General features: G+C 62.1%; 8 protein-coding genes. 5 read left to right on the forward strand and 3 right to left on the reverse strand.

Annotated elements, in window-relative coordinates:
- Positions 1 to 116: 116 nt before the first annotated feature.
- The 3 genes from QF031_RS00215 (at position 117) to QF031_RS00225 (ending at position 7,618) form a co-directional block, all read left to right on the forward strand.
- Entirely contained in the window at positions 117 to 2,996 is a 2,880-nt protein-coding gene (locus tag QF031_RS00215) for a baseplate J/gp47 family protein (RefSeq protein WP_307422491.1), read from the forward strand.
- Complete coding sequence (locus QF031_RS00220; protein ID WP_307422494.1) at positions 2,993 to 5,350, forward strand: hypothetical protein; 2,358 nt, start codon at positions 2,993 to 2,995, stop codon at positions 5,348 to 5,350. Before QF031_RS00215 ends, QF031_RS00220 begins: the two co-directional genes overlap by 4 nt.
- A 315-nt stretch (positions 5,351 to 5,665) precedes the next feature.
- Complete coding sequence (locus QF031_RS00225) at positions 5,666 to 7,618, forward strand: eCIS core domain-containing protein (protein ID WP_307422497.1); 1,953 nt, start codon at positions 5,666 to 5,668, stop codon at positions 7,616 to 7,618.
- Positions 7,619 to 8,010: 392 nt separating this feature from the next.
- Here QF031_RS00225 and QF031_RS00230 read toward each other — a convergent pair whose 3' ends face one another.
- Complete coding sequence (locus QF031_RS00230; protein ID WP_307422500.1) at positions 8,011 to 9,174, reverse strand: hypothetical protein; 1,164 nt, start codon at positions 9,172 to 9,174, stop codon at positions 8,011 to 8,013.
- Positions 9,175 to 9,668: 494 nt separating this feature from the next.
- On the opposite strand from QF031_RS00230, the gene QF031_RS00235 reads away from it, so the two are divergent.
- The gene (locus QF031_RS00235) at positions 9,669 to 10,277 is read left to right on the forward strand and encodes a hypothetical protein (protein WP_307422502.1); all 609 of its coding nucleotides are present in this window, start codon (positions 9,669 to 9,671) and stop codon (positions 10,275 to 10,277) included.
- Positions 10,278 to 10,431: 154 nt separating this feature from the next.
- Here the strand turns inward: QF031_RS00235 and QF031_RS00240 are convergent, their stop codons facing one another.
- Complete coding sequence (locus QF031_RS00240; protein ID WP_307433024.1) at positions 10,432 to 10,998, reverse strand: recombinase family protein; 567 nt, start codon at positions 10,996 to 10,998, stop codon at positions 10,432 to 10,434.
- An 874-nt stretch (positions 10,999 to 11,872) separates the two neighbouring features.
- Between QF031_RS00240 and QF031_RS00245 the strand changes: the two genes are divergently transcribed.
- Positions 11,873 to 13,441: a hypothetical protein gene (locus QF031_RS00245; RefSeq protein WP_307422505.1), complete on the forward strand. Its 1,569-nt coding sequence runs from the start codon at positions 11,873 to 11,875 to the stop codon at positions 13,439 to 13,441.
- Positions 13,442 to 13,803: 362 nt separating this feature from the next.
- Here QF031_RS00245 and cspE read toward each other — a convergent pair whose 3' ends face one another.
- The gene (gene cspE, locus QF031_RS00250; RefSeq protein WP_104046164.1) at positions 13,804 to 14,007 is read right to left on the reverse strand and encodes a transcription antiterminator/RNA stability regulator CspE; all 204 of its coding nucleotides are present in this window, start codon (positions 14,005 to 14,007) and stop codon (positions 13,804 to 13,806) included.
- Between the last annotated feature and the right edge of the window lie 236 nt (positions 14,008 to 14,243).

A 14,243-nucleotide genomic window follows, 5' to 3' on the forward strand; every position in this document is an offset into this window, starting at 1 on the left:
CCGGCGGGTGCGACGGAGACCGGTCCTGCGGGGCAGGATGCCGGGGCGGAACCAACCCACCCGGTCGGGCGGCCCTGAGTTTCGGCCAGGCCGGCTATGGGCCCACGCTAGCGAGGATGACCGGGCGGCTCTCCAGCTCGGATCTGCCGGCCCTACGGAGGCTGACGGCCCGGATGCTGCAGGAGCAGCTGGATCCGGCCATGGCGCTGTTGGAGGGCTGGTCCTGCCTGAGCCACATTTTGAACTTCTACAATGAACGCCTGGTCAACGAGCACTATCTGCGCACCTGCACCGACCGGCGCTCTGCCGTGGAGTTGGCGCGGCTCGTCGGGTACGCCCCCAGACCCGGCGTCGCGGCCGACGCCTACCTGGCCTTCACCCTGGACGATATGGACAAGCAGGCCGTCCTGCACGTCCCACGAGGCACGCGCGCCTACAGCCAGCCCGGACCCGGCGAGACCATGCAGCCCTTCGAAACCAGTGAGGAACTTTCCGGTCGACCGCGCTGGAACGAGATGCTGCCCCGGCTCACCAAACCTCAGCGGATCCTGCCGTCCAGCCGGGTGCTGTACTTTAAGGGCATCAGCACAGGGCTGCGCAAGGGGGATACCCTGCTGCTCGAGGGTGTGTTCCAACCGGACGAACGTCCCCTGCGGGCCGTGGCGGCGGCCGTGGAGGCCCTGCCGGGACAGGACCGGACCCGGGTGGAACTGGACTCCGAGTCGCCGCGACCGGAGGCCACGGGTCCCGCGCCCATTAGCAAGGCGCTGCTCGAGAGCCTGATCCAGCGGCCCTCACTGTATACGGGCACCCGGGAGCGGCTGCAGCTCCGTCCGGAGGATATTTTCACACAGAACTCCTACGCCGCCTACGGTTTGTTGGAGGCGTCCTATCCGCAGCTGAAGGAGCATCTGGGGGCAGCATTGGGCGGCACCACTTTGGGTGCTGCCGAGGCAGGGGTGCGCATTTATGCCATGCGGATCAAGGCTGCCCTGCACGGCAACAATGCCGCGCTGATTCCGGTCTACAAAGGCGAGCCTGGAGTCGTGACCGGTTACCGGGAGTGGAACGCTGACGGGACAGGCCCGATGCATAAGGACGGGGTAATCAGCCTGACGGAGCCCGCTGGCACCGGGCCGGGCGCCACCGAGGCGGATGGCACTATGACCGGGACCGAGACAGCCGGTGGCGCCGCCGCCCCGGAGGCCCTGCTCCGGGGGGATGAAGTGGTGGTCCTCGGGCGCGATGAGCTGGCCTTGGACGCCGTCTATGACCAGATCCTTCCCGAGAGCCGGGTGATGATCGTGCGGCCGGGCGCACCGGATGCGAAAGGCAGAGGCGAGGAGCGGGTCGATGTCTACGCAGTCAAGAACGTCCGCACCATGTCGCGGACAAACTTCATCCTGCCATCCCGTGTCACGGTGCTCACCCTGGATGCGCCATGGCTCAGGGAGGAAGAAGACATAGCTGTACGCGGAACGGTGATTTATGCGCACAGCGAGCTGCTGGAGCCTGTCGAGGTGCCGATTCAAGAGCCGGTGGCGAAAGACCGTCTCGAGTTGGACGACTACCTCGAGTTGGACGGCTACTACGAGGGGCTCCACCCCGGACGTCGGGTGCTTGTGACAGGTGAGCGCTCGGACCTTGGCGGTTCCGGGAAGAAACCGACGGTCAGCGGCGTACGGACAGCAGAGCTGCTGATGATCACGGCCGTAAAACACCTGGCCCGGAACGACGTGGACGGACAGGCGTCCAAAGACACTATCCACACTTATCTGTCCTTTGCCGAACCCGGCCTGAAATTTAGCTACCGGCGGGACACCGTACGGCTCTGCGGCAATGTGGCGCCTGCAACCCACGGGGAGAGCCGCGTCGAACTGCTCGGCAGCGGGGACGCCGGCCGGGCCCTCCAGCAGTTCAGCCTCAAACAGGGACCTCTAACGTACGTTGCCGCCCCGACCCCGGACGGTGTACAGTCCACGCTGCAAGTCATCGTCAATGACATCAGGTGGCAGGAAGAGCCGAACCCCGCCGCTGCGGCGGCAGGGGAGCGCCGCTATGTCCTGAAGACCGACGACGGTGGCGGCACCGCCGTCGTGATCGGATTGGGCGCTAGGCTGCCCACCGGCACCAATAATGTCAAGGCCTTGTACCGCAGTGGCCTGGGGTCCGCAGGGAACGTCAAGGCCGGGCAGATCAGCGTGCTGGCCACACGCCCCCAAGGGGTGACCGGCGTCCTGAACCCCCTTGCGGCCTCTGGCGGGGCGGACCACGACGGCGTCGAGAGCATCAGGCGGCGGACGCCAGTGGGGCTCGCGGCGCTGGACCGACTCGTCTCGGCGTCCGATCTCGCTGATTTCGCGCGGGCTTTCGCAGGCATCGGAAAAGCTTCCCTGGTCTCTTCTGAAAACCCCGGAACAAAAAACCCGGCACCGTTGGCTTACTCGCTGATCCTGGCTGGGGAGAACGATGTTCCGCTCTCGGAAGAGTCGGCCCTGATCGGCAACCTCCGGGAGTCGCTCCGAAAATTCGGGGGTTTCCGGCCCGGGCCCGGTGACGTGCTGAAGACACCCGGAAATCCAGCCGTGACTCTCAGACTGCGGATCCGCAAAGCACTGCTGCTGGGAATGCGGGCGCAGGTCCGGCTGCAGGAGGGCCATGTCTGGGAAGCTGTACTGCCTCGGATCCAGGCGGCCCTGTTTGGCGCCTTTGGCTTCGAAGCACGGGAGATCGGCCAGGTCGCCCGCCCGGGCGAAGCGATGGCGGTCATCCAGACAGTCCGAGGCGTGGCCTGGGTGAACCTGCAGGCGTTCGGCGCCATCAGCACCGGCACCCCGGATTCGCCCTCAATACCGCAAGATGTCGCCCAAAGGGCCAAGGACCTTCTGACCGGAGACTCGGCGTCCGCGCCTGTCGTCGGTCCCGGTGACATCGCCTACCTCTCGCCCGCGGCGCCCGGAACGATGCTGCTAACTCCCTTCGAGGTGACCTCATGATGACCCCCGACCCCGACCGCTTGTACCGATTGCTGCCCGGCATCATCCGGGTCCGCGACGCTGAACAGGGCCATGCCCTCCGGGACCTGCTCCGTGTTCTGGGGGAACAGGCCGATCTGCTGGAGGCAGACATCCGGAGCATGTATGCCAACCTCTTCATCGAAACCTGCCAGGACTGGGTCGTGCCGTACCTCGGTGACCTGGTCGGGTACCGGCGACTGCCGGTACCCGGGGAGGACGGGGCGTCCGGGGCGGAGGACCTGAGGCTGCTCATCCCGCGCCGTGCGGTCGCCGACACCCTCAGGCTGCGCCGGCGCAAGGGAACCCGCTCTGTCCTCGACGATGTGGCTGCAAGTGTGGCGGGTTGGCCCGCTGCCATCTCCGACGAAATCGGCCCTGGAGGTGGTGGTGCGCACGAGTTAAAGGTTGACCTCTGGCGCCTGCCGTCCTGGCCGCTGACCCGGGTCCGCCCGTTTCTGCTGCCCCAACGGACCAATTGCTTCACCCTGAGCGTGTTGGGCAATGATGCGCCCTTGTACGAACGCACAGATTCCCAAGAAAGCGGGGATCCGCCGGACATAGAGCCGCTGATTCCCCGGCCGATTGATACTGCCTTCCTGCGGGACCGTGCCGAAGCCCTCTACGGACCGGACCAGAGCCTGTGCCTGTTTGAAAATGGCGTGCCGATTCCTGCCGAGCGGATAAAGGCACAAGACCTGAGCGGCTGGCGGCCCGAAGTGTTCGGGGAGGACATCGCCGTGGATCCGGTGCGCGGCCGGGTGATGTTCCCTGAGCGCCGGCAGATCGGTCGCATAACTGCTTCCTACCATTACGGTTTTGCCACAGCCCTTGGCGGCGGCGAGTACCGAAGGCCGCAGGCACCACCACCGGTCTCAGCTTTCCTGTTCGGTCCCGGCCACCTGAACGAGGCCGGCCGTGTGCTCTCGGGCATCCTGGCCACCGGTGACGGAGCCTTCACCGTCTACCTGCGGTCATTGCTGACCCCCGGCGCACTGGCCGAACTTCCCAAGGACGAGCAGCCGGCCCAGCAGCTGAAGCAGGACGCTACTCTGGACGCAGAACTCAACCGGATCCTGCAGGCGGAAAACCTCAGCGAGGGGCCTGTGGAGGCGGACCGGCTAGACGAAGAAACGCTGCGCCTGATCAACGCCGCACCGCTAGGCTCAGGCCGCATCCGGCTAAACCGCCTCATCCTGGAAGCCCACTATCCTGACGCCATCCGGCGTGCCTTCGCCATCGTCCATGTAGTTGCGAAGGGACGCCAGCCGGTAATCATGGAAGCGGTGCGGAGCCTGCAGGATTCCCCGCGGCCCCCGATTTGCATGGTAGTGGTGCTGGCCGACAGCGGGCTGTATGTCGAGCCAGTCACCGTGGACGTCCCAGCACACCATACGTTTTCATTGCGGGCCGCCGACGGATGCCGGCCCACCATCGTCCTGCCGGGGCGCCGGGCAGACATTGATGACATGATCATCGCCTGCGGAGAGAACAGCCGGGTGGAAATGAACGGCATCATGGTCGCCTCTCATCCCGTGCGAATTACCGGCCACCCGTCTGAAATCCTGCTGCGGCACTGCACCCTGGTACCCGGATGGGAGCTGGACTCGGCCTGCTGGCCCCGGAACGGGGAAGAACCCAGCCTCATTCTGACAGATCTTCCGGTACTCGAGGAGGATACGAAGCTCGCCTCAGCGCAGGAGCATCCCGCTTCCGCCGGAACCTGCGTGGAACTTGACCACACCATCACGGGCACCATCATTGTTCAGCGCGACGAGGTGGACGCCGAGCCCCTGAGCCTGCTGCTGCGCTGCAGCACAGTGGACGCCACCGACACCCAACTCCGAGCCATTACAGCACCGAATGAGCGCCGCGCGCACGCACTATTGACAGTGGATGCCAGCACCGTCATCGGCAGCACCTGGACCCACGCGGTGGAGCTGGCTCAGAACAGCACCTTTCTCGGCGAAATTAAGGTAGCGCGCCGCCAGATAGGATGCATCCGCTACTGCTACGTCCCACCCGACTCACGCACCCCGCGACGGCACGCCTGCCAACCGGACCTAGTGATCGACGCTGCGGCACCCCCGGACAAGGACACGGAGGCGGACAGAGTTAAACCTGTCTTCATGGACCCCGAACTGCGCTACGGCCGACCGAATTACTGCCGACTGGCGGACGACTGCGCAGACGAGCTCCGCCAGGGTGCCGACGATGGCTCCGAAATGGGTGTATTCCATTCCCTTTTCGAGTCCCAGCGCCGGATGAATTTAGAGGCCGCTCTGGAGGATTATCTGCCCCTAGGGTGGACCATTGACGTCACCTACCAGACTTAAGCAGTTCCAATGACGATCAACCGGAGTCGCGGAAACACGTGAAGAGAAATCCGCTAATTCCAAAACCGACCTATTGTTCACCGGCGGCGGCGGCGGCGGGTCAAACCCCTGTCGGGGCAAAACGGCCCTTACAAGTTGTATCAACGCCAGTTCCTTCTGGCCGTGGATTGGAGCGAAGTGTACGAAGTCTATGCGGCAGCACATGACAGACAAAAACGCACCGCGGGAACGCGGTCATCGCAGCGCGCTGCGGTTACCCGGCAGTTGGCGGATTCTGTACCTCCAGTGGTTCATGATGTGCAGCAGGTGGCCGGTATGCCAGCAGAGGGTGCCACCAAAGCCGCGACGCTCGGTGGCGTGCCGCTGGACCCGTCGACGCGCGCTGCGATGGAGGCAAGGTTCGGTCACGACTTCTCGGCGGTACGTGTGCACACCGACGCAGCGGCGGCAGATGACTCCCGCGCGCAACACGCGCTCGCTTACACAGTCGGCGAGCACATCGTTTTCGCACCGGGGCGATATGCGCCGGAGACGGCAGCCGGGGTGCAACTCCTCACGCACGAACTGACCCACGTCGTGCAACAGACGACGAATCGCGTAGCGAGCGGTGGGCCCTCAACGGACGACGGACTCGAGCGCGAGGCCCAGAACGTCTCCCATCGTACAGCGTCCAGCGGGGGGACGACCGTCCGCGGCCGCAGTGGATTGCGGTTGGCCCGGCACCCGGATCCTCTAGCGCCTCCGCCCCGCAGCAGCGGCCTCACCGAGGCAGAGCGTCGACTCCTCAACGAGATCCGAGTGCGGCTGGTCCCGGCCAATCAACGGTCAACCGCGATCGTGGGTGTCCTTATCACTGAGGACGGCCGACAGTTCGAGTTGACGAGCGGGGGTGGTCAGGGGTTCTCCTCGCACGTCGAGGGCAAGGCAACCGCCAAGATGGAGGAGCTTGATATCCGGAAGGCGACACTTTTAGTGGAAAAGGAGCCGTGCCAGATCTGCGACCGGAGCACGTACTCCCAACCGGAGGGGCCCGAGAAGCCGATGGTCAGCACCCGGACCGGAAAGGAGCTCTCCCGGCAGGTTTCAAAGGTCAACACCGCCCTCCCGCTGGGTTCCGAACTTAGGATTGTTGATCCTGATTCCGCCTCTCTCTACCGTGGCGTCAAGCCCGTCCCGCGGATACCCCCGAAACCTGGTGGAAGTGAGCCCCCGAAGAAGGGCCCGGGTACCGGCCCTGAGTCCCCGTCGCCGGTGGCGGAAGGCGCACCCAAGCTCCCGGTGGCGGAAGGCGCACCCAAGCTCCCGGTGGCGGAAGGCGCACCCAAGCTCCCGGTGGCGGGCGCACCCAAACTTCCCGTGGAAGCGGCGATCCCTAAGAGTATTGAGGGAGCCAGAGGCTTGGGAGCTGTGGAGGGCGCCGCTGTTCGGGGACCAGGACGTGTCCGTCGCTTCGCTGTCGGGGCTGCCGGAGCGGCGGCCGGGGCTGCCCTGAGTTTCGTAGCACTGCTGGTTACAGTCATTTGGGAACTCATCGTGGTTCCGTATTTGGCACAACTGCAGCGTGAAGCGGAGGAAAAGTACCGCAAAGTCCTGACGCAACAAATCCAGTCGTACTACGACACCTTCCTGGTTGGAAAAATCGAGGAAAGTTTCCGCAGGCTCGGACGTGTGATCAAGGAGATCGAGGACCAGAAGAAGCAGCCGTACGTGAATGTCACCCTTGCGGTGCACTTCGATTTGTCCCTGACCAGGCGCCTGATCTTTGGGCCCGGGAGGCCGGACTCGATTCTCGATCTAAATTTCCGGAGCATGGATGCCAACGCGATTACGGTCGGCACTTCCCCGGTTACCGAGCGAGCCGAACCGTTGAAGGCGGACAACGCGACCTTGTTCTTCAACAACGCCACTGAGTTCAGCCAAGTGGTGCATTTTGCCGTAATCCCGCCTTCTTTTCAGGAGTTGGTCAACAGATACGGCGAAGACAGAGTCGGCGATGGTTGCTTCATAGCCAGCGCCTGCTATGGAACCCCGCTCGCCCCTCAAATCGAGGTGCTCCGCCGTTTCAGGGATCAAGTTCTCCTAGCAAGCATTCCGGGACGACGTTTCGTGTGCTGGTATTATCACTACTCGCCACCCGTGGCGGTGTATCTGGAACGGCATGGGAGGGCTCGGTGGGTAACACGGCGCTGCTTGGTCGCCCCTGCAGTGGTTGCCGCACGGATCATCGAACGACTAACTGCCGGAGTTTGCCGGAGACCGTGCATATGAGTTGGAGTCTTAAGGAAACTTGGAGTCCGGGCTGTCGTCACACCGAGTTCCCGCCTGCCCCCTGACGGCCCCGGAATTAGCGAGCCGTGTCGATCTCTCATCTGTTTCGACTTGTCCGAGTTAACCGCCGATAATGGAGATTCCGTAAAGCTACATGGGCGCCATATGGGCGAGCGAGGTGTCGCTTTGGGGGAGGGCTGTCACTCCAGCCTGACGTGACGCAGCAACTTGCGTGGAGTGGTTCGCTCCGCTGCAAAGCGTCTCGAGCATCAATTCAATGCTGCCGCGACTCAGGACCTACCGGCTTTCCGGTTGGCTGATGGGCTGAATGGGGGCTAAATGGGGCCCAACGTGTATCGCTGTGAGACTGGCGGACCACACCAACCTAATTTTCAGGCAGGGCGATGGCGCAGATGGCTGACGGTGGTGTCCGGGCTCGGGGCAGCGGGTAGGCCGTCGAGCCAATCCGCCATCTCCTGCGCGTTGCGAGGGACGTTGGCGCCGAAAGAGCGCAACTCACGAGAGCCGGTGAGCGCGGCCCGGGCCTCGGCATCGGTGAGAAGTGCGTCGCAATAGGCGTACGCTATCGCGAGGGCATCAATGTCTGCGATGTGATTGATTTTCCACCGATGTGCCGGATTCCGGTGATAACGGGTCTTCATGCTGACCGCGACCTGAACCTGCGGCAAGGCTGACCAGAAGGCCACTAAGTCATCGGGGATGTCGTGCCTGAACCCATCTTTCTCGCGGTTTTGCAGATGGAGGACGAAAACTTCCATCCACTCATGAGCGATCTCGCGTCCAAAGACGAGATCCCGCAAACGACCGCGCCGCCAGGAGGGGTCTTCGTCGAGGATGGCCGACGTTTGGAGCTCGTAGTCCAGCCGGCTCTGTGAAGCGACCTTGTATGTCTCGGGAGCATATCCAATTTTACGAAGGTCAGCGATCTCAGCATCCTGCGGACCTTCCAGGAGTTTTCGCTCACGTATGTAGTCCATCTCTGCCAGCTGGTTCTCGAACGTTCCGTCGCCCAACTCCTTGCGAAGCTGAGCTTCAAGGTCTTCTCCGGTGTATTCATTGATGAATCTGAATCCGCTGTTATGACCGAAGGCCCAGAGCGCGCTGTTCTTTAGCAGTGGTGCGGCCTCATAGGTGGCAGGCGTGTCATAGAGCTTGTCCAATCCAGCCGAGATCTCCAACTGCACCAAGGCTGAACGGCCGAGGATGTAGGCGAAGTCAGACAGCTCCTCCATGATGTCCGCGACGTGTCCACGCTGGCGTGGGCTCGGGACTGCGTGAGCGACCTCCAGAAAGTGCACAGAGGACAGCGGGAAGACCGCACGACGCTCAACCTTTGCGCGTCGCGCCGATTCGAGGAGTGCCTGGTAGCCGGGCAGCACCTTGATGGCTTTGCCAGTCTCGTTTGTGCGCCCGGCCGCAGCCCGGCTTGCTTTCGCCAGTTGGATGTAGTGGTTCAGGTCCAGGTACACAAGCGGGACCGGCGGACGGGTAATGGCCGCCCACACCATTTCGTCAGCTACTGGTGTACTCCTCATGGCAGGACAAGTCTATGGAGGCTGGCCTGCTACTCCTAAATACTCGGCGCGCCTTCGCACCTTCCGGAAAACATCGAGAGAGCCACTAACCCTGTCCTGAGGGCGCGTAAGGGGAACAAAGAACGCTTGACCAACCCGAGGCAGAGCATGCACCGGCTGGTATGCGAGTCGGACTCGCGGGCCGGTCCAGGTCCAGGCTGGGGGCGGTTCGGTCGCAGTTGCCGGTCGGGGCGCACGGATGGGCCCTCATCGAAGCCGACTCGGAGGACGCGGACTCGATCGCCGCCTTGGCCGCGGGCACACGCGTGCTCTTCACAACCGTCGGCCATATCCGAAACACGGACTACCTGTCGTCGATGCCTGCGCGCGGGCCGGTACTCACTACGCCGACCTCGCGGGTGAGGTGTCGTTCGTCCGGGAGGCGATCGATCGCTGCGACGCTCTCGCCAGGACGAGCCGGGGCCAGGATCGTGCACTCCTGCGGCTACGACTCCGTGCCGTCCGACCTCGCCGTACTGCTCCTTCATCAGGCGGCAGAAGCCGATGGCGCCGGCGGATTGGTCGAGGTCCAACTCGTTGCTACGGCCAAGGCTGGCATCAGCGGAGGCACGCTCGAATCGATGCGTGGGCAGCTCGACGCGATGCGATCGAGCACCGCCCTGCGGTCATTAGCCGCGGACCTTTACGCTCTGAACCCTGACCGCATACGGGAGCCGACGACACAACAGCCTCTTGACGCCGGTCCTGTGCGCCGTTCCGATGACGGCACCTGGACCGCGCCTTTCATCATGGCTCCGTTCAACACCCGGATAGTGCGCCGCAGCAACGCATTGCAGGGCTGGGCCTACGGCCGCGCCCTTCAGTACGGCGAGGTGATGGCGTTCGCGCCGACCCGGCGTGTGCTCGACCGCTCTCTTCCGGCACCAGGTGCGGGCCCGAGCGCCGGCACGCAGCGCGCGGGCTGGTTTCACTCCCAGGTGACCGCCCGCACCGAGGACGGGCACCGTTACCAGGCGATTGCTGCTGGCCCCGGTGATCCCGGCTATGCCGCCACCGCCGTCTTGGGCGGGCGAAATCGCACTCGCTCTCGCCCTCGACGGTGACCGGCTGCCGACCGCGACAGGGTCGCTTACACCGGCCACTGCACCGGCAACGTACTCATACAGCGACTCCGCACGGCCGGCCACACCTACCAGGCAACCAAACTCGCCCGAACCCAGGTCCTGCACTCGACGGCGCAAGGCAGGGGAACGTGCCTCACTCCACCTTGGCCTGGCGCAGGTATTGGTAAACCGTTTCCCTGCTGATCCCGTAGTCACGGGCAAGTAGGGCCTTCGGTACACCGCTGCCGGCCCGCTGGACGAGTTCAGACGCTCTTTCCGGCGTAAGGGTCTTTTTCCGCCCCTTGTAGGCCCCGCGCTGTTTGGCCAGGGCAATGCCTTCTCTTTGGCGTTCCCTGATGAGGGAGCGTTCGAATTCGGCGAAGGCGCCCATAACGGAGAGCATGAGGTTGGCCATGGGGGAGTCCTCCCCGGTGAAGACCAGACTCTCTTTGACGAACTCCACCCGCACGCCTTTGCGGGTCAGTCTCTGGACAAGAGCACGTAAATCATCGAGGTTCCGGGCCAGCCGGTCCATGCTGTGCACAACCACGGTGTCCCCATCTCGCGCGAACCGCAGCAACTCTGTAAGCTCTGGCCTCGCGGTGTCCCTGCCCGAGGCCTTATCCGTGAAGACCCGGTCCAGAACCTGGCCTTCGAGCTGGCGCTTCTCGTTCTGGTCAAGCGTGCTCACACGTACGTACCCGATCCGCTGTCCAGTCACCGGTGCCTCCAAGCTCATCCTGTCAGGTTGAGTTCTAGGCCCCTCTCAGAAGAAAGTCAAGGCATGCTGCCCCGGTTCGTCAGGTTTGATGTGCTCCAACTCCACACTCTGCAAACAGGCGGGCCGGTTCCTTCTGGGCAGCGCGCAATCCGATGCTCAATGGAAGAGGGCGGCGCCAATCAGCACTCCGCTGAGGCAGGAGCCAGGCTGATGGTGGCGATAGCTCGCACACCGCTTCTTCTACTATTCAGCACGGTGAACAGTAGAAATGGTTAAGCAAGACTGGTTTTACGCGTCCGCGACGGCTTCCTCGGCCGAGTGCATTAGAGCACCCGACCACAGAGGGCGATAGTGGAGATGCCGTCAACCCTCCGCCGCTTCATTCCTCGATCGGCCGATTGGAAGAGGCGGGGGAGTGCGCCCGATATCCTCTTCTCAATGGACCTCATCGGTCCTGCAATTCTGGGCAGATGGGAACTGATTGAAGCATGACGGAAGGCAGCGAAGAACCAAAGCAGGTAAAGTTCTATGGCCCAACTGACTTTGCGTCGTATTGGCAGTTTGAGCGCATCGGACAGATAATTTCTCAGTTCGATGCCACAGGAGCTCCGCGGACCATAGCTGATGCCATTGAACTGTATAATGTGCAGTTGTACATCGAGTCCGGGATTCTTCCCGTCGCGTACAGCCCGGTTGAACGAGCGGCCGCGGAGGCACTCGCCCCTAGAATGCGGGCCGTGGCCTACAAATTTATTGGCGCAATGGATAACACTAACCTGGTTGCTCACCTCACGGGGTTCCGTACTATTACCAGTCTGATCTTCTGGACCTTCTCGCCCAGACCAAGGCCTTCGAGCGCTGCGATGCCCGAGTCATGCTCCGGGCACTTGCCCATGCCGGGATAAGCCTCGCCGAAAAGCTTGGTAATAGGAGACTCGTCTCGGCCTATGACAGTCATATCCGTGATGCGCTGATGGCTGACGTGAGTAACGCGGAGCATCTCGTTCGGAAGTACCTTCAAAAAGATGCGTCTACCAAAATAAACCTTCCGGATAGCTTCACTCCCTCGGACACCCGAGAATTGCTGGATAAATACCTAGATAGTGCCGATGCAAATCTCAACTATGTTCGATTAGTTGCGACTGCCCCCACCGACGCCCAAGCAGGAGTGGACGCGAAACTCAAACTCAAGGCTAAACGCCGAAGCGAACGGTTGGTCCAGGAACTTTTCAAGCAAGAATCTGCGGTGAAGATCAAAACCGGGGTCGAAGTGCAGCTCGTCGACTCCCAGCACGAGCCTGTGAAAGCGGAACTCGATGATATGGTGACGACCTTCGCCTACAGCAGGAGTTGGTTTGACGAGACCTTGGACAATGCAAGCATCCTGAATAACTTCCAGCACTTGTTCGAATTTGCTGATGATCAAGCCCTACTGACGCTTCCGTCGTACCCCGCTGAACTGGGCATCTTCGACAGGTTTATGACGACTACGGGGCGCAAGGATTATCAGACTGGTGCCGCGTTCAATGCCAAAGACCTTGGCTCTCTGCTGCAAACGCGCCTCTACCAGGATTATCTGTCCTCACGGGACATCAGTCTGGAGACCGTAATTGCCTGGTTCTTTGATACCTACTTGGTAGAGGAATTTGACGCGCTCAACTTCTCCTTCGCACCGTCCGCAGCGGCGTCTTCCTATCTGGAGAGGGCACGTCACCTGTTCGCCGAGATGGAGGGACTCGTGAACCAGTTCAGGCATTACGTCCAGGACGGGGAGCTAGACAGGGAGCTCCTCTCAATTACGTCCGATCCCGTGCTCTACAAGCAAATACCCAGCCTGTTGGACGGAAAGTATGTCTATGCAACTGACCACGAGGAGATCCGTGGTGTTCTCCACACACTCTTCGACGACCAGTCGAGATTGAAGTACATCAATGACACGCTCAAGGGCGAGAGCACCGCTCAACTTCTAATTCAAAATGAAGTCTCGTACTCAGACTTCCGGGAGCACCAACGGTCCATTGTGGATCAGCTGATCAAGCTGGGCGTGGTTGAAGACACCGGGGCGCGCATCGAGATTGCGGACACACAACAGTTGATGCTCTTGCACAGGCTCTTTACTAAGCAGGTTGCGGCGTACTACCGTCTCTCGCCCCATGGGCGTGAGACGGTCGATGCCTTTGAAACCCGCGGATGGGTGCTCCGCAGGTCCTCACTGTTGACCGAAGGGGAAGCCAGCTACTTCAACTATTTCCTGAACAAGACCGAGTTCAGCAACGGGCCCGAGCTCCGAAACATGTACCTGCACGGATCGCAACCAACCTCCGCAAGCGAATCCGAACACTTCCGGACTTACCTCATCGCTCTCAGAATGCTTATAGCTCTTATAATCAAGTTCAACGACGAGTTCTGCCTGGCGTTGACCAGGAAGGAAGTCACTTCCTAGTCAATCTGCCCTGCATGACGAAGGTATTGGTAGACAGGTTCCCGGCTGATGCCATAGTCCGGGCATCGAGCGGAATGGGGCAAAACCCTTGAATGGTGTGCACAACAGCTCTCTACCCGCGCGGCCCGGAACTTACCAGGAGACGGCCCGCAGGATTCATCCGATGAGATACGCCGGGCACACCTTTGCATAGTCGGCTATCAGCTCTTGCCATTTAGGCGAAGTCCAATGGGGACAACCACGTTTCGCGGGTGCCGGCTTACCGGGCCGAAGAGAACGCCATTTGAATGACGAGGCGGGCTCGGCGTGGTGTGAACGAAAAAAGCCGGCCAGCATGTGCCGACCAGCTTCTTTACAACCGCTTAGAGCGGCTGGATGTTCTCCGCCTGGGGACCCTTAGGGCCCTGGGTGACGTCGAACTGAACCTTCTGGTTCTCGTCGAGGGAGCGGTAACCGCTGGAGGCGATTGCCGAAAAGTGTGCGAACACGTCAGCGCTTCCGTCGTCGGGGGCAATGAAACCGAAGCCCTTTTCGGCGTTGAACCACTTGACCGTACCTGTTGCCATGCTTGTTTTCCTTCTCGGGTCGCGGGCCGGATCCGCTCTTCGGATTGCCGTCCCCGCCACTCACCCCATGAGCCTATGTGCGAGCACTGGGGGCGGGCAAGAGATTGGTCAAAGGCAGGACTCCCGAGGACGACCACGAAATTGGCGGCAACCCGACCTCGAGTAACCAGCCGGCGCGCGGGTTTTACTCGACGCATCGATATCGCTGCCTCCTGAGGAACAACCGCGCAACCGTG

The organism is Pseudarthrobacter defluvii (assembly GCF_030816725.1).
Classification (GTDB): Bacteria; Actinomycetota; Actinomycetes; order Actinomycetales; family Micrococcaceae; genus Arthrobacter; species Arthrobacter defluvii_A.

Excerpts from the sequence above, each read along its gene's own strand:
- QF031_RS00230 (WP_307422500.1), bottom strand. The coding sequence starts at position 9,174 with ATGAGGAGTACACCAGTAGCTGACGAAATGGTGTGGGCGGCCATTACC.
- cspE (WP_104046164.1), bottom strand. The coding sequence starts at position 14,007 with ATGGCAACAGGTACGGTCAAGTGGTTCAACGCCGAAAAGGGCTTCGGT.
- QF031_RS00220 (WP_307422494.1), top strand. The coding sequence starts at position 2,993 with ATGATGACCCCCGACCCCGACCGCTTGTACCGATTGCTGCCCGGCATC.
- QF031_RS00225 (WP_307422497.1), top strand. The coding sequence starts at position 5,666 with ATGCCAGCAGAGGGTGCCACCAAAGCCGCGACGCTCGGTGGCGTGCCG.
- QF031_RS00245 (WP_307422505.1), top strand. The coding sequence starts at position 11,873 with ATGCTCCGGGCACTTGCCCATGCCGGGATAAGCCTCGCCGAAAAGCTT.
- QF031_RS00215 (WP_307422491.1), top strand. The coding sequence starts at position 117 with ATGACCGGGCGGCTCTCCAGCTCGGATCTGCCGGCCCTACGGAGGCTG.